Origin of the sequence: Nonomuraea helvata, assembly GCF_039535785.1 — a bacterium.
Lineage (GTDB): Bacteria > Actinomycetota > Actinomycetes > Streptosporangiales > Streptosporangiaceae > Nonomuraea > Nonomuraea helvata.
Window position 1 is genome coordinate 351,411 of the sequence record NZ_BAAAXV010000011.1, and the last position, 19,950, is coordinate 371,360.

A 19,950-nucleotide genomic window follows, 5' to 3' on the forward strand; every position below is an offset into this window, starting at 1 on the left:
ACCTCACGTGCTCAGCACGGCTCCAGAGGCGCAGACGTCCGTGCGCGATCTGTTCAGGCGCGGCCTGGTGATCCCGGCGCACCCGCTCGCGCTCACCGAGGACAGGAAGCTGGACGAGCGCCGCCAGCGGGCGCTGACCCGTTACTACGTCGAGGCGGGCGCGGGCGGGCTGGCGGTGGGCGTCCACACGACGCAGTTCGCCATCCACGGCACCGGCCTGCTGCCGCCCGTGCTCGAGCTGGCCGCGAGCACCGCCGGGGAGTTCGACCGCGAGGTGGTGCTGGTGGCCGGGGCGACCGGGCCCACGTCCCAGGCGGTGGCGGAGGCGGAGCTCGCCAGGTCGCTCGGCTATCACATGGTGCTGCTCAGCCCGTACCGGGAGCTCGACGAGAACGGGCTGATCGAGCGGGCCAGGGCGGTGGGGGAAGTGCTGCCGGTGATCGGCTTCTACCTGCAGCCGGCGGTGGGCGGCCGCCCCTTGTCCCGAAATTTCTGGACACGTCTGGCCGCCGTGGAGTCCGTGGTGGGCATCAAGGTCGCCCCCTTCGACCGGTACCGCACGCTGGACGTCCTGCACGGCGTCGTACGCGCGGGGCGGGCCGGGGAGGTGGCCCTCTACACCGGCAACGACGACCACATCCTGGCCGACCTCATCACCACCCACCGGGTGGTGGTGGACGGGCGCGAGGTGGACGTCGAGTTCGTCGGCGGGCTGCTCGGACAGTGGGCGGTGTGGGTGAGGCGGGCCGTGGAGCTGCTGGAGCAGGCCAAGCTCGCCCGGGGCGGGGAGGACTCGGCGGTACGGCGGCTGCTCACGCTGGACGGCCACCTGACCGACGCCAACGCGGCCATCTTCGACTCGGCCAACGGGTTCCACGGGTGCATCCCGGGGATCCACGAGGTGCTGCGCCGCCAGGGGTTGCTGGCGGGGCGCTGGTGCCTCGACCCCGGCGAGGAGTTGTCCCCGGGGCAGCTCGACGAGATCGACCGGATCTGGGGCGCCTACCCGTGGCTCCGGGACGACGACTTCGTCGCCGCCGGGCTCGACCGCTGGCTCTCCTGACCTCATGCCTGCCCGCCCCGTGCCCGCGATCCTCGTTTCTGGGACGCCACCGGCCGCGTGGCGCGCGCCCGTCCCTGCACGTGGGGGCGCGTTGCGCCGCTCGCCGTACCGGCGCCGGGTGCGACGGGCGCAACCTCGGCGAGTGGCGGTGGCGTGGTGAAGACGTCGGACGGGCGGGCGATGCCGTGGTGAGGCGTGCGGTTCCGGCCGGCCCGTTGGATGGTGTGCTCCGGAAAAGGGCCGGAGAGCCCCGGTCAGAGGGCGAGGCGGTAGAGGGTCAGGGGGCGGCCGCTGGAGCCGCTGGTGAGGTTGCCCGTGCGTTCGGCCAGCCCCGCCAGCTCCAGCCGGTGGAGCATGCGCCGGGCCGTGCGTTGCTGGACGCCCAGCCGGTCGGCGATCTCGCGGGTCGTCAGCGGCTCCTCCCCGGCCGCCGCCCGCGCCTCCAGGAGCTTCTCCAGGGTGGACACCGACAGGCCGACGCGCCGGGCGATGACCGACAGGTTCTGCGCGCCCGCCGGGGCCGAGGTGACCGACTCCAGGACGATGTCCGTGTCCGCCCGCAGCGACAGGACCGCGGCCACCTCGCCGATCCTGCGGGCCCTGGCCAGGGCGCGGCGGGCCAGGCTCTCGGCCTCCGCCGCGCTGCGCCCCAGGCCGAAACCGACCCGGACCGCGTCGTTCTGGGCGGCCAGCCGCCCCAGCATGGGCAGCCCCGTGAAGCCGCCCGTGGCGTCGTGCAGCGGGCCGCGGGTCGTCACCAGCAGGTGCGTGCCGCCGCGGAAGGCGGCCAGGGTGCCGCCGAGCGCCGTGGCCTCGCGCAGCAGGCCCTCCTCGTTGGCCACCTCGATCAGACCGAGCGCGATCTGGGCGTCCTCCTGCGCCTGCCCCTCGGCGGTCAGCATGAGCTGGCGCAGCGCCACCCGTACCGAATGGACCGACGGGACCAGGCGCAGCACGTGCAGCTCGTCGCGGAGGGCCTCGTGCACGGAGCTCAGGCAGGTGATCACCGCGTGCGCGGGGCCCTTGCGGTGGAAGGCGATGGCTTTCTTGGAGGTCATCTCCGGCCGGTACGGGAGCGTGCGCAGCTCGGCGGTCGGCAGCCCGGCCTCGGCGAACGTGGTGTTGACGTCGGCGGCCGACAGCGTGTCGATCGACAGCCGGGTGACGTCCTGGCCCTCGTGCTGCAGGCGTACCAGGGCGCTGAGCAGCGTCGCGCCGGAGTAGTCGACGAACGCGGCCGGGCGGGTGAGCGCCTCGGCGTCGCGGGAGAGCATGTAGGGCACTATGCCGGTGAACAGCCACCCCTCGACGGCGGAGGCGTGCGCCTCGACGATCGCGGGCGCCTGCGACTCGTGGTCGTAGTCGAGGCGCAGCGTGCTGACGCCGGGCTGCTCCTCGCAGACGGCCGCGACGTCGTCGACCAGGTCATGCGGTCCGACGACCCCGATGACGATTCCCACCCACGCCTCCCTCTCGCTCATTTCGGTCAAGACCGCAACTATAACTTGTGAGGTGCCCCCGTGAAGTTCCCGTCCATGGCAGAGGCGGACGGCCGCACACTCGGCGACGAGGAGGTGGCCGCCGCCGAACGGGTGATCCGCTCCGGCATGCTCAACTCCGTCTGGGGGACCGAGGCGCGGGCGCTGGAGCGCGAGATCGCCCGCGTGTACGGCACCCGCCACGCGGTCGCCTGCAGCTCCGGCACCGCGGCCCTCCATCTGTCGGTCGTCGCGGCCGCGCCGGACCCCGGGGACGAGATCATCACGACACCGATCACGGACTTCGGGACCGTGGCCCCCATCTTGGCGCAGAACGCGGTTCCTGTCTTCGCGGACGTGGATCCATCGGACGGCAATCTCGATCCGGACTCGGTGGCCGGGCTCATCGGCCCCCGTACGAAGGCGATCATGGCGGTCCACCTGTTCGGCGCGCCCGCCAGGGTCGCCGAGCTGCGCGCGCTCGCCGACGAGCACGGCCTGACGCTGATCGAGGACTGCGCCCAGGCCTGGCTGACCGGGCTCCCGGACGGCCGGCTCGCGGGGACGGCGGGTCAGGTGGGCTGCCTCAGCCTGCAGCAGTGGAAGCACATCACCTGCGGCGACGGCGGCGTGGCGATCACCGGCGACGACGAGCTGGCCAGGCGGATGCGGCTGTTCTCGGACAAGGGCTGGGACCGCGCGGCCGGGCGGTCGCACGCCGCCTTCGGGCTCAACTACCGCATGACCGAGCTCCAGGCGGCCGTGGCGCGGGCCCAGCTCGCCAAGCTGCCCGGCGTGGTCGCCGCCCGCCGCCGCACCGCTGTACAGCTGCTGGACGCACTGAAGGGCCTCCCCGGGGTACGGCTGCCGCGCCCCGAGGGCCACGCCTGGTGGCTCTTCCCGGTCGTGTGCCCGGACGGGGACGCGCCCGAGCTGGCCGCGCACCTGGCGGCGGCCGGGATCCCCGCGCGGGCCGGATACCTCGCCGAGCCGCTGAACAGGGCGCCCGTGTGGGGCGCGGCCATCTACGGTGCCTCCCGCTACCCGCTCGACGGCTACCGGCCGAACCCCTGCCCGCGGGCCGAGCGCATGGTGGACCGTACGCTGCTGGTGATCGACTGGAACGAGAACTACACGTCCGAGCACGTCGAGCTGATCGCCGCCGAAATGACGAAATTTCGGGCTCGACCGTAGTTACGTTCATGTATCAAGCATTGACCCGGCCAAGATGCGCTCATTAGGTTTCGGTCAGGACCGGTATTAGTCGAAAGGAAGCCGCAGATGAAGAAGGCAGCGGCAGTCGGCGTCGTGGCCGCCCTGAGCCTCGCGGCCGCCGGGTGCGGATCCAGCAGCGGCTCGGACAAGAGCGCCGTGACCCTGTGGATGTATCCCGTCATCGGTGACCAGGCCAAGAGCCAGGCGTTCTGGGGCAAGGTGGAGAAGGACTTCGAGGCCGCGAACCCCACGATCGACGTCAAGATCGACCAGCAGCCCTGGGAGGGCCGCCAGGAGAAGGTCACCACCGCGCTCGTCTCCAAGAAGGGCTTCGACCTGGTGGTGCTCGGTCCCGACCAGATCCCGCAGTACGCCCAGCAGGGCACGATCGAGGCGGTGGACGACGTCGTCGCCCCGGCCAAGGCCTCCTACCTGCCGAACTCCCTGACCGCCCTCACGGTCAACGGCAAGCTGTACGGCGTCCCCATCTACCAGACGATCACCGCGCCCATCTACAACAAGAAGCTGTTCGCCGACGCGGGCGTCGAGAAGGCGCCGGAGACGCTGGCGGAGCTGAAGGAGGCCGCGCCCAAGCTGGCCGCCAAGAAGGTCGCCGTGCTCGACTACCCCGGCAAGCCCGACGTCAGCCTGAACCAGAGCTTCTACCCGATCCTGTGGGCCAACGGCGGCTCGGTCTTCGCCCCCGACGGCAAGACCGTCGCGTTCAACGGCCAGGAGGGTGTGGACAGCCTGCAGCTCCTGCTCGACCTCAAGGCGGTGGGCGGCCTGCCGGAGAACACCGCCAGCAAGACCAACGACATCGAGGGCGGCCCGCTGGCCGCCGGCAAGACCGCCATGTACCACGCGGCCACCGCGGGCATGGCCGACCAGCTCGCCGCCGCCATCGGCGCCGAGAACGTCGGCATCGGCCTGCCCCTCGAAGGCAAGAAGCGGGTCGCGTTCGGCATCCCCGGAGCCCTGGTGCTGGCCAAGCACTCCGACAGCAAGGACGCCGCCAAGAAGCTCGCCACCTACGTGGCCTCGCCCGAGGTGACCGCCGCGCTGGCCAAGGAGTCGGGCTTCTTCCCCGCCCGCACGGACGTGACGGTGCCCGACCAGTCGGCTGCCTCCAAGGAGTTCGCGAAGTCCCTGCAGTACGCCTTCCCCGGCGACACCCACCCCAAGGCCCGCCAGGTCATGGGCGTGCTCGGCCCGCACATCCAGGCCGCGCTGCTCGGCAAGGAGGACGCGAAGACCGCGCTCGACGCGGCCGCCAAGGAGGCCGACCAGCTGCTCGGCAGCGGCGGCTGAGCGCCCGCACCCCCACCGGAAAGGAAACACCTGGTGCGTCAACGCCTGCGTGACCCCGTCACCGGCCTGCTGTTCGTGCTGCCCGTGCTCGTGCTCTTCCTGATCTTCCGGATCTTCCCGTCGCTGGGCGCGGCGGGTATGAGCCTGACGAACTGGAACATCGGCGGCGAGTGGGACTTCATCGGCGCCGACAACTACACCCGGCTGTTCGACGACGTGAACTTCTGGCTGAGCTTACGGGTCACGCTCGTGTACGTGGCGATCTACGTGCCGCTCACGCTGCTCGTGGCGCTCGGCACGGCGTTGCTGCTCAACCAGGTGGTCTTCCTGCGCGGGCTGTTCCGCGGCATGCTCTTCCTGCCGTACGTGACCAGCTTCGTGCTGGCGGGCATCATCTGGCGCTGGATCTACGAGTTCGACGGGCTGATCAACGGCCTGCTGGCCAAGGCGGATCTCGGACCGGTGGCGTTCCTGGAGCAGACGGCCCTCGTCCTGCCCGCGCTGGCCGTGGTGTCGGTGTGGAAGGGGTTCGGCTACTCGATGCTGATCCTGCTGGCCGGGCTGAAGTCGATCCCGTCGTCGTACCTGGAGGCGGCCAGGGTGGACGGGGCGAGCGCGTGGCAGCGCTTCCGCCGCATCACGCTGCCGCTGCTCAAGCCCACGATCTTCTTCGTCGTGGTGATCGAGACGATCAGCGCGTTCCAGACCTTCGACACCGTGTACGTGATGACCGGCGGCGGCCCGGTCCGGGCCACCTACACCCTCATCTACGGCATCTACGACCACGGCTTCAGGTCGTTCGACTTCGGCTACGCCGCCACGTGGGGCATGGTGCTGTTCGCCATCGTGCTGGTCGTGTCGCTGGTCCAGCGCCGCTTCCTCGATCGGGGGACCACATGACGATCACCGCCTCCCGGCCGGTCGCCCAGGTGGGGGCGGCCCGCGTGGCCCGCCGCCGGTGGCGGCGGAGCAGGTGGCCGCTCGCGGCCCTGCTCGCGCTGCTGTCGGTGCTGACCGTCAGCCCGTTCCTGGCGATGTTCGTGGTGGCGCTGTCGCCGGCGGGCCGGCCGACCGTGCCGGCGCAGTGGCCGGACTCGCTCACGTTCGACAACATCGCGCGGGTGCTGTCGGCGTCGGGGTTCGCCACGTGGACGGTCAACTCGCTGGTGTACGCCGTCGTCTCCGTGGTGATCATCCTGCTCACCTCGTCCATGGCCGGGTACGCGTTCGCCAAGAAGCGCTTCCCCGGCCGCGAGGCCATGTTCTGGACGTTCCTCGCCACCATGATGGTGCCGTTCCAGGCCACGCTCATCCCGACGTTCGTGCTGGTCAACAGCCTGGACGGGGTGGACACGTTCTGGGGCCTCATCGTGCCGACGCTGGCGAACTCGCAGGCCGTCTTCCTGATGCGGCAGTTCATCCTGGGGCTGCCCGACGAGCTGTTCGACGCGGCCAAGGTGGACGGGGCCTCCGAGTGGCGGGTCTACTGGACGATCGTGGTGCCGCTGACCAGGCCGATCCTGGCCACGCTCGGCGTGTTCGTGTTCCTGTGGCACTGGAACGACTTCCTGTGGCCGCTGGTCGTCGGGCAGAGCGACGCCACGCGTACGCTGACCGTGGGGCTGACCACGCTGCGGACCGAGGAGCTGCAGCTGTCGGTGCTCATGGCCTCGGCGGCCGTGTCGGTGGTGCCGTGCCTGCTCGTGTTCTTCCTGCTGCAGCGGTACCTGGTCAACAGCATCGCGATGACCGGTCTGAAATAAGGTCTTTCGGGTGGATGTTGCTGCACGAAACCTTAGGGACCGGCTCCGGGGCGCGCTGATCGCCGCCGCGGCCACCCCCATGACGGCGTCCGGCGAGGTGGACCTCGACGTGGTCTCGCGTTACCTCGCCGGCCTGGTGGCCGATGGCGTCACCGGCCTGGCGGTGCTCGCCCACACGGGCCGCGGCCCGTACCTCGCCCCGGACGTCCGCGCCGGGGTCGTCGAGCGCGCCGTGGCGATGGGCGTGCCGGTGCTGGTCGGCGTGGGCGGCGGACCGTCCGATCCGGCGGAGCAGGCGGGCGTCGCGGCCGAGCTGGGGGCCGACGGCGTGCTCGTGTTCCCGTCGAACGGCGACCGGGTGGCGCTGCACGAGGAGGTCTGGCAGGCGGCCCGCCTGCCGATGATCGCCTTCGACCTCTACACCCGCCCGTGCCCGGCCGGCACACTGCGCGAGCTGCTGCGGCACCCCGGCGTGGCGGGGCTCAAGACCGCCCTGCTGTCGGACGCGATGGGCTGTCAGCGGGCCATCGCGCTCACCAGGGAGGCGGACAGGCTGGCGATCACGGGGGAGGACCGCATGTTCGGCCCGTCCCTGCTGTGGGGCGCCGAGGCGGCCCTGGTCGGCATCGCGGCGGCGAGCGTCGGCGTGACCGCGGCCGTCCTGGAGGCGTTCGACGGCAAGGACCTGGGCGCTTTCGTCGCGGCGTCCGGGCGGCTGGACCGGCTGGCGCAGGCCACGTTCACCGAGCCCATGGAGGGCTACGTGCAGCGCATGCTCTGGCTGGCCGCCGCCGAGGGCCGCGTGCCCGAGTCGCACGCCTATGACCCGTACGGCCCGCCCCTGCCGGAGGAGGAGCGGGCCGGGGTCATCACGGCTTCTCGGTGAAACTGGCGTAGTAGTTGGCGGCCATGTCCTCGTCGCCGTGGCCCTGCGCCTCGGCGCGGCGCATCCGCTCGCCCGCCGCCTGGATCACGTCGAGCCGGACACCGGCCGACTCGCCCGCCTGGGCGATCAGGCGGGTGTCCTTCTTCGCGTTGCTGACGGTGAAGCTGGGCTCGAACTCGCCCTCCAGGATGGCCTTGGACTTGGTCTGGAAGTAGACGTTGTCCATCGGCCCGCCGGTCACGACCTGACGCACCAGGTCGGGGTCCAGGCCGAGCCCCTTGGCCAGCGACAGCGCCTCGGCCACGGCGGCCGTCATCGAGATGCCGTAGCTGACAGCGGCCATCTTGAGCTTGGTCGCGGCGCCGCCCGCGCCGTCGTCGCCGAGCCAGAGCGTGCGCTGGCCGAGCACCTCGAAGAGGGGCGCGAGCGCCTGCCTGGCGTCCTGCGGCCCGGCGGCCAGGATGACCAGCTTGCCCTGCTCGGCCGGCTGCCTGGTGCCCTGGACGGGAGCGTCCACGAACGTCAGCCCGTGCTCCGCGGCCAGCGCGGCCAGCGGCTCGATCGCCTCCAGGCCGACCGTGCTCATCTGCGCCCACACCTGGCCCTCCCGCAGGCCGGGAGCTGCGGCGGTCATCGCAGCGCGTACGGCGTCGCCGTCGAGCAGCATCGTGATCACCACGTCGGCGCCCTCGACCGCCTCGGCGGGCGAGCCCGCGACGGTCGCGCCGTCGGCCGCCAAGGGCTCGGCCTTCTCCTTCGAGCGGTTCCATACCCTGACGTTGCTACCTGATCTGGCGAGGTTGCGGGCCATGGGCGCACCCATGAGCCCGGTCCCCAGCACTGCGACTACAGCCATACGATCAACCCTACGAGCTCCGGTCGCGCGGCTCGCGGGCGGGTGTTTCCTGCCAGGACGTGGAGCCCGGAGGCTCAGTGGCTGCGGGCCGTTCCTGCGTGGGTGGCGTTCCGTCGGGACTTCCCTGCCACCGGCGTACATCCTTCCGCCTCCAGCGGTGACGGGCCATCAGCATCGTGACGAGCCGGTCCCTGGCGAACCAGGCGGGTACTCCGAAGCCGAACACGCATGACGCCCTGATGGCGCCATAATGATGTCATTCTGCCTTGAAATGACGCCATGGCGATGGCATCATGACGTTATGGACCTTGCGCCGTATGTCGCCTACCTCCGCCGCGAACTCGCGATCGCCGCCGGAGCGGGCGGCGAGGAAGCCCGCGCGCTGGCGGAACGTCTCGCCGCGACGCTCGAGTCGGCCACCCGGCTCGCGCTGCTGGAGGCCCTGTCCACCGCCGCGGACGAGATCACCCAGGACCTCGCGCCGGGCTCGGTCGAGGTGCGCCTGCGCGGACGCGACCCCGACTTCGTCGTGACGCCACCGCCGAGCGCCCGGTCGTTCGAGGATGAAGGCGAGGTCGAGCGGATCAAGAGGCCGCCTGCCCCGCCGCCACCCCCGGACGCCGACGAGGGAGGTACGTCCCGGATCTCGCTCCGGGTCCCCGAGCACCTCAAGCCTCGCATCGAGGAGGCGGCCACCCGGGACGGGCTGTCTGTCAACGCCTGGCTGGTCCGGGCCGTCTCAGCCGCGCTCGACCAGGGCGAGCCAGGCCGCGGCTCCGGCCGCCGCCCGACCGCGCAGAGCGGCAACCGCTACAGCGGCTGGGTGCGCTGATGGCCACGCCAACGCAGGAGGAGGGGAACGCCATGCCGACCTTCGACACCCCAGAACCCATCCTCGCCATCATCGACATGGCGACCGCCAACGTCAGGATCGACGCGAGCGACCGCACGGACACCGTCGTGGAGGTCCGCCCGAGCGATGAGTTCAACGACGCCGACGTGCAGGCCGCCCGGCACACCCAGATCGAGTACGCCGACGGCCGGCTCCTGGTGCGGGCGGACAAGGAGCAGACCGGCTCGGCGTCCGGCTGGGGCCTGTCGCTCGACAGGCTCATCGAGTCGCCCAAGGACTGGGCGCGCTCGTTGCTGCTCGGCTCGGGCTCGGTCGACGTGACGGTCAGCCTGCCGGCGGGCTCCCGCGTCGATGCCAAGACGGAGGCGAGCCTGCGCTGCCAGGGTCCGCTCGGCGAGGTGAGCTTCACCACCTCCTACGGCGGCATCCGGATCGAGCAGGCCGGGCGGCTGCGGCTGAAGAGCACCTACGGCGACATCTCGGTCAACCGCTCGTCCGGACACGCCGAAATCACCGGGACCCACGGCGGCATCAGCATCGGAGAGATCGACGGCACGGCCGCGGTCAAGACCGCCCACGGCGACGTCCGCCTCGGCGAGGTGACCGGTGAGCTGCGGCTGCACTCCTCCCACGGCGACATCGCCGTCGATCGCGCCCTGGCCGGCGCCGTAGCCAAGACGGCGTACGGCAGCGTGCGGATCGGTGAGGTGGTGTCCGGCTCGGTCTTCATGGAGACCACTGGCGGCGGACTGGAGCTCGGGATCCCCGAGGGCACCGCCGCCTGGCTGGACGTGAGCTCGAAGTACGGCACCGTGGACGTCTCCCTCGACTCCAGCGACGGCCCCGGCCAGTTGGATCAGGTCATCGAGGTGCGGGCCCACACCACCCACGGCGACATCGTCATCCATCGTTCCGACGCCCCAAGGAGACTGTGATGCCAGACGCGATCATGGCCGAGGGCCTGGTCAAGAAGTACGGCAATGTGACCGCCCTCGACGGGATGGAGCTGAACGTCCCGGAGGGGACGGTGTTCGGGCTGCTCGGCCCGAACGGTGCCGGCAAGACCACGACCGTGCGGATCCTGACCACGTTGCTGAAGCCGGACGTCGGGCACGCCCGGGTGGCCGGGTTCGACGTCGTCCGTGACGCCTCCAGGTTGCGTGCCCGCATCGGCGCCTCCGGCCAGTACGCCGCCGTCGACGACCACCTCACCGGCGCCGAGAACCTGGAAATGGTGGGCCGCCTCTACCACCTGGGCGTCAGGCGGGCCAAGCAGCGCGCCCGCGAGCTGCTGGAGCGCTTCGACCTGACGGAGGCGGCCGACCGGTCGGTCCAGGGTTACTCCGGCGGCATGCGGCGCCGGCTCGACCTGGCCGGCGCGCTGGTCGCCAACCCGCCGGTGCTGTTCCTCGACGAACCCACTACCGGCCTGGATCCGCGGGCCCGCGCGGGTCTGTGGGACGTCATCGGCGAGCTCGTCGCGGACGGCACGACCGTGCTGCTGACCACGCAGTACATGGACGAGGCGGACCGGCTTGCCGACCGCATCGCGGTGGTCGACCACGGGCACGTGATCGCAATGGGTACCGCCGACGAGCTGAAGGATCAGGTCGGCGGCGATCGCATCGAGCTGTCGGTCACGAGCACGGCCGACTTGCAGGCCGCCTCGCGGACGCTGGCGCCGCTGGCCGTCGGCGACATGCGGCTCGACGTCACCACCTTCCGGATGACGATCCCGGTCACCGGCGGCGCAGCCGCGCTGACCAGCGCCCTCGGCCACCTGGCCGCCGAGCGCATCACCGTGCGCGATGCCGGCCTGCGCCGGCCGACCCTGGACGACGTGTTCCTGATCCTCACGGGACGCCAGGCCGACGAGAAGATCAAGGAGGGCGCCCGATGAACGCTCTGCAGATCGCCGTCGCCGACGGCGTGACGATCGCCAAGCGTAACGCCCTGAAGATCCGGCGAGCCCCCGATCTGCTGGGCGGCGTGGTCATGCTCCCGATCGTGTTCGTGCTGCTGTTCACCTATGTCTTCGGCAGCATGATCAGCCTGCCGGGCATGTCGTATGGGGAATACCTGCTTCCCGGGATCTTCGTCATGACGATCGTCTCCAGCGCGCAGATCACCGGCTACACCCTGACGCAGGACCTGCAGAAGGGCATCTTCGACAGGTTCCGCACGCTGCCCATGTCCCCCTCCGCGGTGCTCACCGGCCAGACCGTCAGCGACGTGATCATGAACCTGACCAGCATCGTCACGATGGCCCTCGTCGGGCTGCTCGTCGGGTGGCGCATTCACAGCTCGCCGTGGGAGGCCGCTCTGGGGTTCCTGATGCTGGTGCTGTTCGCGTACGCCTTCTCCTGGGTGACGGCGACGGTCGCGCTGGCTCTGCGCACCCCGGAGGTCTTCAACAACGTGGCCACGATCATGTCGTTCCCGCTGGTCTTCCTGTCCAACGCCTTTGTCGACAGCACGCGTCTGCCCGGTCCGCTCAAGCTGATCGCCGAATGGAACCCCGTCTCCACACTCGTACAGGCCGCCCGCGAACTGTTCGGCAACACCAGCCCGGCCATCCCCCCACCCAGTGCCTGGCCGCTGCAGCACGCGGTGCCGGTGTCGTTCCTGTGGTCGGTCGCACTCCTGGCCCTGTTCGTGCCGCTGGCCACGCGGCTGTACAAGAGAGCCGTCAGTCAATGAACTCGGTCTCCGTCCCGGATCGTGAGAGGGCGGTGGAGCTGGTCCAGCAGGCGTATGCGGATGGCCGGCTCAACCCCGCCGAGCTGGAGCGGCGGCTCGAACTGGCGCTCACCGCCGCCTCCTCCCAGGAGCTGGCGTCGGTCGTCGCCGACCTGCCGGACGACGTGGTCCGGCTCGGCTCCACCGGCGGGCGCGTCATGCGAACAGGCGACTGGCAGGTGCCCCGCCGCCTGCGCATTGACTCCGAGTACGGCAGGGTGCGGCTCGATCTGTCCAAAGCCCGCATCCCGTACGCGCGGATCGACATCGAGCTCCGGCTCGCGTACGGCGGCGCCGTGATCATTCTGCCCGCCGGCGCGAGCGCGAACGTCGACGGAGTACGTACCGAGTGGGGCGGCGTGACCTGCAAGGCAGCAGGCCGCCCACGTCCAGGCGGGCTGCACGTGCACATCACCGGAGAATTTCCCTACGGCCGCCTGAGGATCCGCAACTCGCGCACGTGATCCGGCGCTCGCCACTCGCAGGGCCATGCGCGTGAGATCGCGAGACACGCGCCAGGTTCACCGAATTCTGAATGCAACGCAAGCTTCGACCGACTTAAAACACGTAATATCTCGAGATAGGGGAACATCATGGGTGACTCCCTCCACACCGTCACGGCGATGCCGACGACCCGTCAGCCCAGCTGTCCCTTCGACCCGCCGGCAGAGCTGATCCAGGCCCGCGAGCACGGCCCGATCAACCGCTACATCTTCCCCGGCGGGCAAGAAGGCTGGCTGATCACCGGATACGACCTGGTCCGGTCGGTCTTGGCCGACTCGCGGTTCAGCTCGCGCAAGGAGCTCATGCTCTACCCGTTCATCGACGTCACCGGCATGGAGATCCCCCCGGCGCCGCCGGGCGAGTTCCTGCTCATGGACGAGCCACGGCATGGCCGCTACCGCAAACCGCTGGTGGGCAAGTTCACCGTACGGCGGATGCGGCTGCTCGCCGAGCGCGTCGACCAGGTCACCGCCGAGCACCTGGACGCCATGGAGCAGGCCGGCCCGCCCACCGACGTGGTGACCGCGTTCGCCAAGCCCATCCCCGCCATCATGATCTGCGAGCTGCTGGGCGTGCCGTACGAGGACCGGGGCTCCTTCCAGGAGCACGTCGACAAGTTCATGAACGGGGAGACCAGCGACGAGGACCTGATGGCGGCCTACACCGCGGTCCAGCAGTACCTCGCCGAGCTGGTGGTCGCCAAGCGCGCCGACCCCACCGACGATGTGCTCAGCGAGCTCACCGACAGCGACCTGACCGACGAGGAGCTGAAGGGTATCGCCCTCATCCTGCTGGCGGCCGGGCTCGACACCACCGCGAACATGCTGGCGCTGGGCACGTTCGCGCTGCTGCAGAACCCGGAGCAGTTGGCCGCGCTGCGCGCCGATCCCACACTCGCCGACCAAGCCGTCGAGGAGCTGCTGCGGTATCTGAGCGTGGCCAAGACGTTCCAGAGGGCGGCGCTGGAGGACGTCGAGCTGGGCGGCCAGACCATCAAGGCCGGTGCGACCGTCATCCTGTCGATCAACACCGCCAACCGCGACCCCGAGCGCTTCGCCGATCCCCACGTGCTCGACGTTCGCAGGCAGGACGGCGGGCACCTGGCCTTCAGCCACGGCATCCACCAGTGCCTGGGTCAGCAACTGGCCCGCGTCGAGATGCGGGTCGCGTTCTCCGCGCTGGTCGACCGCTTCCCCACGCTGCGCCTGGCCGTACCGGCTGAAGAGGTCGCCTTGCGCCCGGAGATCGCAGACATCTACGGGCTCAAGAGCCTCCCGGTCACCTGGGATGCGTGACCGCGAGCTGAGGCCGGATCGGTGCTCTCGTTGTGGTGTTCGGCGACATCGGGACCAGTCCCATCTACACCTTCCAGACGGTGTTCAACCCGAGCGACCCGCATCCCGTCCCGGTCAGCACGGAGAACGTGTTCGGGGTGGTGTCGCTGGTGTTCTGGTCAGTGATGATCATCGTCACGGTCACCTACGTGCTGCTGGCGATGCTCGACTCGGCAACGACCGGGGGCGGCTGCAGCTCGACCAGGCGTCCTACTTCCTGTCGAAGATCGAGCTTCAGCGCGGGCATGATCCGACGATGTCTTCGGCCTACCCTGCGACCGCACGGCCATCATGGGCTCGCAGATCGAGGTGTAGAGGGTGGACCATGGCGCGGCGGCGCGTCGGCGAACGCCACCGGCCCGAACGCTGAACGACTGGTCGATCAGGGGCATGTCAACGCCCGGCGATGGCCACCCTGACCAGGTTGCGGCCGCGTACCGCGTACAGGGCCCGGTGGGAAGGGTCGAGCGCCAGCTTGGGCTCGCCGCCGAACCACTGCCCGGCCAGCCCCTCCACGATGGGCTTCGCGGTGAACGCGACCAGGTCGATCTTGTAGATCGCGTCGCCGTCCGTGCAGTACGCCACCCGGCCGGTCACGAACAGCTCGCCGCCCTTCGCCCCCACCTTGATCGTCCTGGTGACCTTCCTGCTCCGCAGGTCGAACTCGAACACCTCGCCCGTGCTCGCCATGCCGTACAAGGTGCCCGTCCTGCCGAGGGAGAGTGAGGAGATCTGGCGGGCGCCGGGCACCGGCTCCAGCTGCCAGAGCAGCTTCCGCCTGACGAGGTCGAAGGCGGCCAGGCGGGCGGTCGTCGTGACCGGCGGCAGGCCGAGGCCCTCCTGGATCAGGGTGCCCAGGTAGGCGACGCCGTGCCGGGCGGCGACCGAGTAGACCGTCTGGCGCTCCACCACCGGCCGGTACGTCTCGAACGTGCCGGTGCCGGGCGAGTAGAGCGAGAGCGCGCCGTTCATGTGGCCGGGCTCCGGCTGGGTGGGCATCACGATCAGACCCGTCGCGGGGTCGTGGGCGAGGTCGCGCGGGCGGTCCTGCTGGTTGCCCGTGCGGGCGATCAGCCTGGCCTCGGTCTGGCCGGGGCGGTGCGCGTACAGGGCCGCCTGGGTGTAGACGCCCAGGTACGTGGTGTCGCCGACGGTGATGAGCGTCTTCGGCTCGCCCGCGATGCCCAGCCTGGTCACCTTGCCGGTCGCGACGTCGTGGATGTCGGCGCCGCCCTTGCCGCCGACGTAGACCCGCCGGCCGTCGGAGTGCACGGACATCGGCTCCTCGGGCGCCGATCTGAAGCCGCGCTGCACGAGGTTGACGTAGTCGATCGAGCCGGTCGCCGGGTCGTAGACGAAGACCGCGCTGTCCTGGATGCCGTAGATCCGGCCCTCGTGGGCCAGCAGGCGGTGGGTGGCCGCCTCGAAGTACGGGACGCCGAGCACCTCCAGCCGCTCCGTGGCCAGGTGGTAGCGGTAGAACGTGCCGGAGGGGCGGCCCGCGAAGTAGACGTACCCGTCGTGGATCAGGACCGAGACGATGTACTTCTCGCCCGCGGCGGTGGCCTTGACGACCTTGTGGTTCTGCGGCGCGGCCTTCTCCAGCACGAGCAGCTCGGCCAGCGAGTTCATGCCGCCGGCCAGATGGGTGTCCGACATGGCCAGGCTGGCGACCCAGTCGCGGTCGGCCACGGCGGGCGGCAGGAGCTCGCGCTTCTCGCCGGTCGCGCGGTCGATGGCGATCAGGTGGGCGTGGGTGCCGATCCCGGCGTAGACGTACCTGTCGTCGGCCTGGATGCTGCGGACGTACGCCTCCCCGGGGGCGGGCTGGCCCAGGTCGCGGCTCGTGCTCGTGGCCGGGTCGTACTCCCAGACGCGGCCCGGCTCGGACGTGCCCAGGTAGACCTTGCCGTCAGGGGAGGAAGCCATGGTCCAGATGTAGTGGTCGGGGTATTCGGCGACCTTGGTGACCTGGTTCGCGACGGTGTCGATCCGGTACAGGTCGGATCTCGCGTGGGTGCCGACGTAGACGTCGGTGCCGACCCGGCACATCGCCCAGATGCCCACGCCGGTCGGGATGTCGAAATGGGTCGTGACCGAATCTTTGGCGAGGTCGTACGCGCCGACCACGTTGGGCGACAGGCCGCGCGAGCCCGCGTAGAGCACGCCGCCGACGAACTCGCCGTTGCCGAGCGGGCTGGCGACGCTGGCCGGGCCCAGGTCCGTGAGGGTGCCCTCGGACTGCGTGCGGTTGGCGGCGCGGGCGGGCGTGGCCGTGAGAGTGGCGGCCGCCGTGGTCGCGGCGGCCGCCTGGAGGAAACGACGGCGGGGGATCATGCGCGGGGCTCCCTTGGTGAAGTTGGGCCGCACGCTATAACGGACTAGGCCGTAATGTCTAGATCCGGAACAGGGCCGCGGCATTGCGCCAGGCGACCCGCTCGGCGGTCTCGCCGGTGAGCCCCGCCGCCGCGACCGCTCCGAACGCCGACGACGGGTCGATCAGCGTCGCGTCGGTGCCGAACAGCAGCCGTGCCGGGTCCACACCCGCCACCACCTCCGCGATGCGGCCCGCGGGGGCGTGCGACCAGCAGGGCTCCAGGTAGAGGCGGTCGCAGGCGTTCGCGGCCTCGATGGCGTACCGGAAGCCGTCGGCGCCCATGTGCCCGGCGATCACCCGCAGGTCCGGGATGTCCTGGCAGAGCTCCGCCAGGGCGAGCACCGACGTGCCCCAGGTGTGCACGAGCGCGGGCCGGCCGGTCGCGGCGACCAGCGTGAGCGCGTCGCGGAGCTGCGGAGAGGCGACCGGCGAGCCCGTGTAGTCGGTGTGGATCTTGACGCCGACGAACCGCCCGCCCGGCAGGTACGCCGCCAGGTCCGCCTCCGCCTCGCGCAACCGGCGCGGGTTGACCGTGACGTAGCCGAGCAGGCGGTCCTGCGTCTCCAGGTACGCGGCGAGTGCGCGGTTGCCCGCCTGCGCGTCGTAGATGACGGCCTCGGTGGCGGAGACGATCGCCCGGTCGATGCCGTAGCGGTCCATGGTGGCGAGGTTGGCCTCGGCCACGTCCATGGTGAAGAACCACGGGCCCCAGTGGGCGTGCACATCGATGATCACGGCTGGGACCTCCCCAGGAGTCCTGTCGCGTTGCCGCCTGCCACGGCGGCGATCTCCTCCGGCTTCAGCCCGCTGGTCGCCAGCCGCAGGAGGGGCACGAGAGGCTCGTAGTGCGGGGTGCGCGAGCCGTACAGGAGGCGGTCGGCGCCGAGTTCGGCGGCGGCGAGCTCCAGCGCGTCAGGGGAGTTGAGCAGGCGGGTGGAGGTATGGAAGCCGGGCTCGTCCGCGGCGGCCACCAGGAAGTCGCCCAGGTGGTAGAAGTGCGTGTCAAGGAAGACCACCCTGGCCCCGAGCCCGGCGAAGGGCTGCCAGAACCTGCGCACGTCGCCTCCGGTGAGCACCACCAGGCCGAGCCGCGCCGCCCGCCGGGCGACGTGCCGCACGGACGGGAACCCCGCCTCGACGCCCTGCTCGTCGGGGAACAGCCGCACGGCCCGGACGCCTTCCGAGGCCAGCCGGTCCAGCTCGCGTGCCGCGCCGATCGGGTCGCGCAGGTCCACAGCCCCGACCGGAACGACCTCCGGGGCCTCCCGCGCGAGCAGCTCGTCGTTGCCCGAGCGCACGTCGAACAGCGCCGCCCGCAGGCTCGCCACCGCCCCCGCCCGGATCCGGTGCCCGTCCAGCAGCCCGAGCACCGAGTCGGGCGTGCCGGGTGGTCCGTCGCGGTCCGGGTAAGCCCCGAACAGCACGTCCACGTCGAGCGCCACCTCCAGCTCGCCGACCAGCCGCCACGCGTCGAACGGCATACCGGTCCGATCCTCAATCGCCATGGCGCACATCATGCCATTGACGAACCGTGCTTATAAAGTTACGGTCTGGCCCATAATTGCTCAGCAATGAACGTGAGGTGCGACTGTGCTCCGCTCCGTCCTGGTCATCCTGTCGGCGCTCTTACCCGCGCTCCTTACCGGCCCGGTCGCCCGGGCGGCCTCCTGCGACGCCCCGGCGGTGGAGCGGTTCGGCCCGGCGTCGGTCACCGGCGCCATCGTGGGCGCCGCCGTGCACGACGGGCACGCCTACGTGGTGACCCGCGGCCTGAAGCCGCCCGTGCTCGCCGACGTCGACCTCGCCACCCGGAAGGTCGTCAGGAGCGTCACCCTGCCCGACGGCCCGGCCGCCGGTGAGCCGGAGGGCGCGTGGGCCACGGCCGTGTCCGGCGGCAAGATCTACGTCGGCACCTATCCGGTGCCCGACCTCTACCGCTTCGACCCGGCCACGGGCGCCGTGGAGCGTCTGGCGTCGTTCGGGAAGAACGGCGGCTTCGTCTGGAGCCTCGCCGCCGCGCCCGACGGCACGATCTACGCGGGCACCTACCCGGACGGCAAGGTCCGTGAGTACGTCCCGGCCACCGGCGCGGTGCGCGACTTCGGCGTGCTGGTCCAGGGCGAGCGGTACGTGCGGGCGGTCGCCGCCGACGACACCTACGTGTACGCGGGGCTGCTCGACAAGGGCAAGCTCGTCCGGATCACCCGGGCGGACGGCACGGTCAAGGAACTGGCGAACGCCCCGACCGGCGTCGGCGCCGTCACCGTCCACGGCGACCGGGTGCTGGCCGCCGCCGGCGACGTGCTGATCGACGTGCGCTCGGACGGCACGGACGAGCGGCGCGTTACCCTCGAGGGCGGCACGATCGACATGCTGACCGTGGCAGCCGATGAAACCGTCTACGCCACCTCCCGGCCCGACGGCGCCGTCCACCGCTACCGGACGGGCGACACCGCCTTCACCAAGGTCGCCGACCCGCCGTCGCCGGGCGACGAGACCAGGCGGCTGCAGCAGCTCGACGAGAACACCCTGCTCGGCTTCGCGGGCAGCGGCGGCATGTGGTGGCTGGACCTCCGTACCGGGAAGTCCGATTTCGTCGACCTGATCGACGCCGGCCTGCCCAGCGGCCCGGAGCGGCCGCAGAGCATGCTCCTTGTGCCGAACCGCGCCGTCTACATCGGCGGCCACTTCTCCATGGAGGTACGCGACCTGCGTACGGGCGAGCGGCGCAGGTTCCGGATGCCCGGCGAGCCGAAGGACCTCGTACGGCGGGGCGACAAGATCTACGCCGCGATCTACCCGAGCGGTCAGATCGTCTCCGTCGACCTGCGCACGGACAAGGTGCGCAGCGTCGGCTACCTGGGACACGGCCAGCAGCGCCCCTGGGACATCGAGTACGACCCCACGACCGACAAGCTCGTTGTCGCCAGCGCCCCGCTCGGCGCCAGGCTGAACGGCGCCCTGTCCGTGGTCGACCCGCGCACTGGCCGCATCGACGTCTACGAGGGCGTCATCCCCGACGAGAGCCTCATGAGCCTCTCGCTCGACCCCCGGGGTGGTGTCGTCTACCTGGGCGGCGACGTGCTCGGCGGCGGCGGGACCCCGCCGGTCAGGACGTCCGCGTCCGTGGCCGCCTTCGACCTGCGCGCGCGCAAGGTGCTCTGGCAGGTGGACCCGGTCCCGGGACACCGCACGTTCCAGGACATCAAGGTGCACGACGGGCTGCTGTACGGCGTCTACAAGCGCGACACCGGCACCTGGATCGCCATGGACCTGGCCACCAGGCAGGTGGTCCGGCAGGGCAAGCTCTCCGGGTACGGCGAGCTGACCGTGCACCGGGGCAGGGTGTTCGCGTCCACGTTCTTCGGCGGCGGGAACGCGTACGAGCTGGGCGCCGAGGCGAAGCTCCTGGCGACCGGGCTCGGCGACGAGTGGTACACCAACCCGCAGCTGCACTTCGAGCCCGGCTCCTGGCGGGCGTGGGCGCTCGTGGGCAGGGACCTGGCCAGGATCAGGCTCGATCCGGGCTGCCCGGCCTTGACCGTCAATCAGTGACTCTATTAGGTTTCGG

The 19,950-nt window shown here is 70.9% G+C and carries 19 protein-coding genes; 14 read left to right on the forward strand and 5 right to left on the reverse strand.

The genetic code is table 11. The annotated features are described in order from the left end of the window. Positions 1–7: 7 nt before the first annotated feature. Positions 8–1,063 carry a dihydrodipicolinate synthase family protein gene (locus tag ABD830_RS49595; RefSeq protein WP_345002574.1) on the forward strand — a complete coding sequence of 352 codons (1,056 nt, stop codon included), beginning with the start codon at positions 8–10 and terminating at the stop codon, positions 1,061–1,063. Positions 1,064–1,317: 254 nt separating this feature from the next. Here the strand turns inward: ABD830_RS49595 and ABD830_RS49600 are convergent, their stop codons facing one another. Then, entirely contained in the window at positions 1,318–2,523 is a 1,206-nt protein-coding gene (locus ABD830_RS49600) for a hypothetical protein (protein WP_345002575.1), read from the reverse strand. Positions 2,524–2,583: 60 nt separating this feature from the next. Between ABD830_RS49600 and ABD830_RS49605 the strand changes: the two genes are divergently transcribed. The 5 genes from ABD830_RS49605 to ABD830_RS49625 all read left to right on the forward strand — a co-directional run bounded on the left by ABD830_RS49605 (position 2,584) and on the right by ABD830_RS49625 (position 7,716). Continuing rightward, on the forward strand, positions 2,584–3,735 hold the full coding sequence (locus ABD830_RS49605; protein WP_345002576.1) for a DegT/DnrJ/EryC1/StrS family aminotransferase: 1,152 nt from the start codon (positions 2,584–2,586) through the stop codon (positions 3,733–3,735). A gap of 87 nt (positions 3,736–3,822) precedes the next feature. Beyond that, positions 3,823–5,067, forward strand: a complete 1,245-nt coding sequence (locus ABD830_RS49610; protein WP_345002577.1) for an extracellular solute-binding protein — start codon at positions 3,823–3,825, stop codon at positions 5,065–5,067. 33 nt (positions 5,068–5,100) lie between these two features. Next, positions 5,101–5,967: a carbohydrate ABC transporter permease gene (locus ABD830_RS49615; RefSeq protein ID WP_345002578.1), complete on the forward strand. Its 867-nt coding sequence runs from the start codon at positions 5,101–5,103 to the stop codon at positions 5,965–5,967. Further along, on the forward strand, positions 5,964–6,830 hold the full coding sequence (locus ABD830_RS49620; protein ID WP_345002579.1) for a carbohydrate ABC transporter permease: 867 nt from the start codon (positions 5,964–5,966) through the stop codon (positions 6,828–6,830). The genes ABD830_RS49615 and ABD830_RS49620 overlap by 4 nt, the downstream gene beginning before the upstream one ends. Before the next feature lie 10 nt (positions 6,831–6,840). Beyond that, positions 6,841–7,716, forward strand: coding sequence for a dihydrodipicolinate synthase family protein (locus ABD830_RS49625; protein WP_345002580.1), 876 nt, complete (start codon positions 6,841–6,843; stop codon positions 7,714–7,716). Here the strand turns inward: ABD830_RS49625 and ABD830_RS49630 are convergent. Next, positions 7,700–8,572 carry an NAD(P)-dependent oxidoreductase gene (locus tag ABD830_RS49630; RefSeq protein WP_345002581.1) on the reverse strand — a complete coding sequence of 291 codons (873 nt, stop codon included), beginning with the start codon at positions 8,570–8,572 and terminating at the stop codon, positions 7,700–7,702. The genes ABD830_RS49625 and ABD830_RS49630 overlap by 17 nt on opposite strands. A 301-nt stretch (positions 8,573–8,873) precedes the next feature. Between ABD830_RS49630 and ABD830_RS49635 the strand changes: the two genes are divergently transcribed. The 7 genes from ABD830_RS49635 to ABD830_RS54530 all read left to right on the forward strand — a co-directional run bounded on the left by ABD830_RS49635 (position 8,874) and on the right by ABD830_RS54530 (position 14,421). Further along, positions 8,874–9,404: a hypothetical protein gene (locus tag ABD830_RS49635; RefSeq protein WP_345002582.1), complete on the forward strand. Its 531-nt coding sequence runs from the start codon at positions 8,874–8,876 to the stop codon at positions 9,402–9,404. Then, complete coding sequence (locus ABD830_RS49640) at positions 9,404–10,360, forward strand: DUF4097 family beta strand repeat-containing protein (RefSeq protein ID WP_345002583.1); 957 nt, start codon at positions 9,404–9,406, stop codon at positions 10,358–10,360. Before ABD830_RS49635 ends, ABD830_RS49640 begins: the two co-directional genes overlap by 1 nt. Further along, positions 10,360–11,325 carry an ATP-binding cassette domain-containing protein gene (locus ABD830_RS49645; protein ID WP_345002584.1) on the forward strand — a complete coding sequence of 322 codons (966 nt, stop codon included), beginning with the start codon at positions 10,360–10,362 and terminating at the stop codon, positions 11,323–11,325. The genes ABD830_RS49640 and ABD830_RS49645 overlap by 1 nt, the downstream gene beginning before the upstream one ends. Then, positions 11,322–12,125, forward strand: coding sequence for an ABC transporter permease (locus tag ABD830_RS49650; RefSeq protein ID WP_345002585.1), 804 nt, complete (start codon positions 11,322–11,324; stop codon positions 12,123–12,125). Before ABD830_RS49645 ends, ABD830_RS49650 begins: the two co-directional genes overlap by 4 nt. Further along, positions 12,122–12,628, forward strand: a complete 507-nt coding sequence (locus ABD830_RS49655) for a DUF1707 SHOCT-like domain-containing protein (RefSeq protein WP_345002586.1) — start codon at positions 12,122–12,124, stop codon at positions 12,626–12,628. Before ABD830_RS49650 ends, ABD830_RS49655 begins: the two co-directional genes overlap by 4 nt. Before the next feature lie 129 nt (positions 12,629–12,757). Beyond that, positions 12,758–13,963 (forward strand): cytochrome P450, encoded by a 1,206-nt coding sequence (locus ABD830_RS49660; RefSeq protein ID WP_345002587.1) that lies wholly within the window; start codon positions 12,758–12,760, stop codon positions 13,961–13,963. A 35-nt stretch (positions 13,964–13,998) separates the two neighbouring features. After that, positions 13,999–14,421 carry a KUP/HAK/KT family potassium transporter gene (locus tag ABD830_RS54530; protein WP_425567266.1) on the forward strand — a complete coding sequence of 141 codons (423 nt, stop codon included), beginning with the start codon at positions 13,999–14,001 and terminating at the stop codon, positions 14,419–14,421. Here ABD830_RS54530 and ABD830_RS49665 read toward each other — a convergent pair. The 3 genes from ABD830_RS49665 to ABD830_RS49675 are packed head-to-tail and all read right to left on the reverse strand — an operon-like array spanning position 14,396 to position 17,884. Beyond that, on the reverse strand, positions 14,396–16,339 hold the full coding sequence (locus ABD830_RS49665) for a hypothetical protein (RefSeq protein WP_345002588.1): 1,944 nt from the start codon (positions 16,337–16,339) through the stop codon (positions 14,396–14,398). The two genes, ABD830_RS54530 and ABD830_RS49665, sit on opposite strands and share 26 nt — an antisense overlap. 58 nt (positions 16,340–16,397) lie before the next feature. Next, complete coding sequence (locus ABD830_RS49670) at positions 16,398–17,114, reverse strand: amidohydrolase family protein (RefSeq protein ID WP_345002589.1); 717 nt, start codon at positions 17,112–17,114, stop codon at positions 16,398–16,400. Next, positions 17,111–17,884: an amidohydrolase family protein gene (locus tag ABD830_RS49675; RefSeq protein WP_345002590.1), complete on the reverse strand. Its 774-nt coding sequence runs from the start codon at positions 17,882–17,884 to the stop codon at positions 17,111–17,113. The genes ABD830_RS49670 and ABD830_RS49675 overlap by 4 nt, the downstream gene beginning before the upstream one ends. 85 nt (positions 17,885–17,969) lie before the next feature. Between ABD830_RS49675 and ABD830_RS49680 the strand changes: the two genes are divergently transcribed. After that, entirely contained in the window at positions 17,970–19,934 is a 1,965-nt protein-coding gene (locus ABD830_RS49680; protein WP_345002591.1) for a PQQ-binding-like beta-propeller repeat protein, read from the forward strand. The last annotated feature ends 16 nt before the right edge of the window (positions 19,935–19,950 follow it).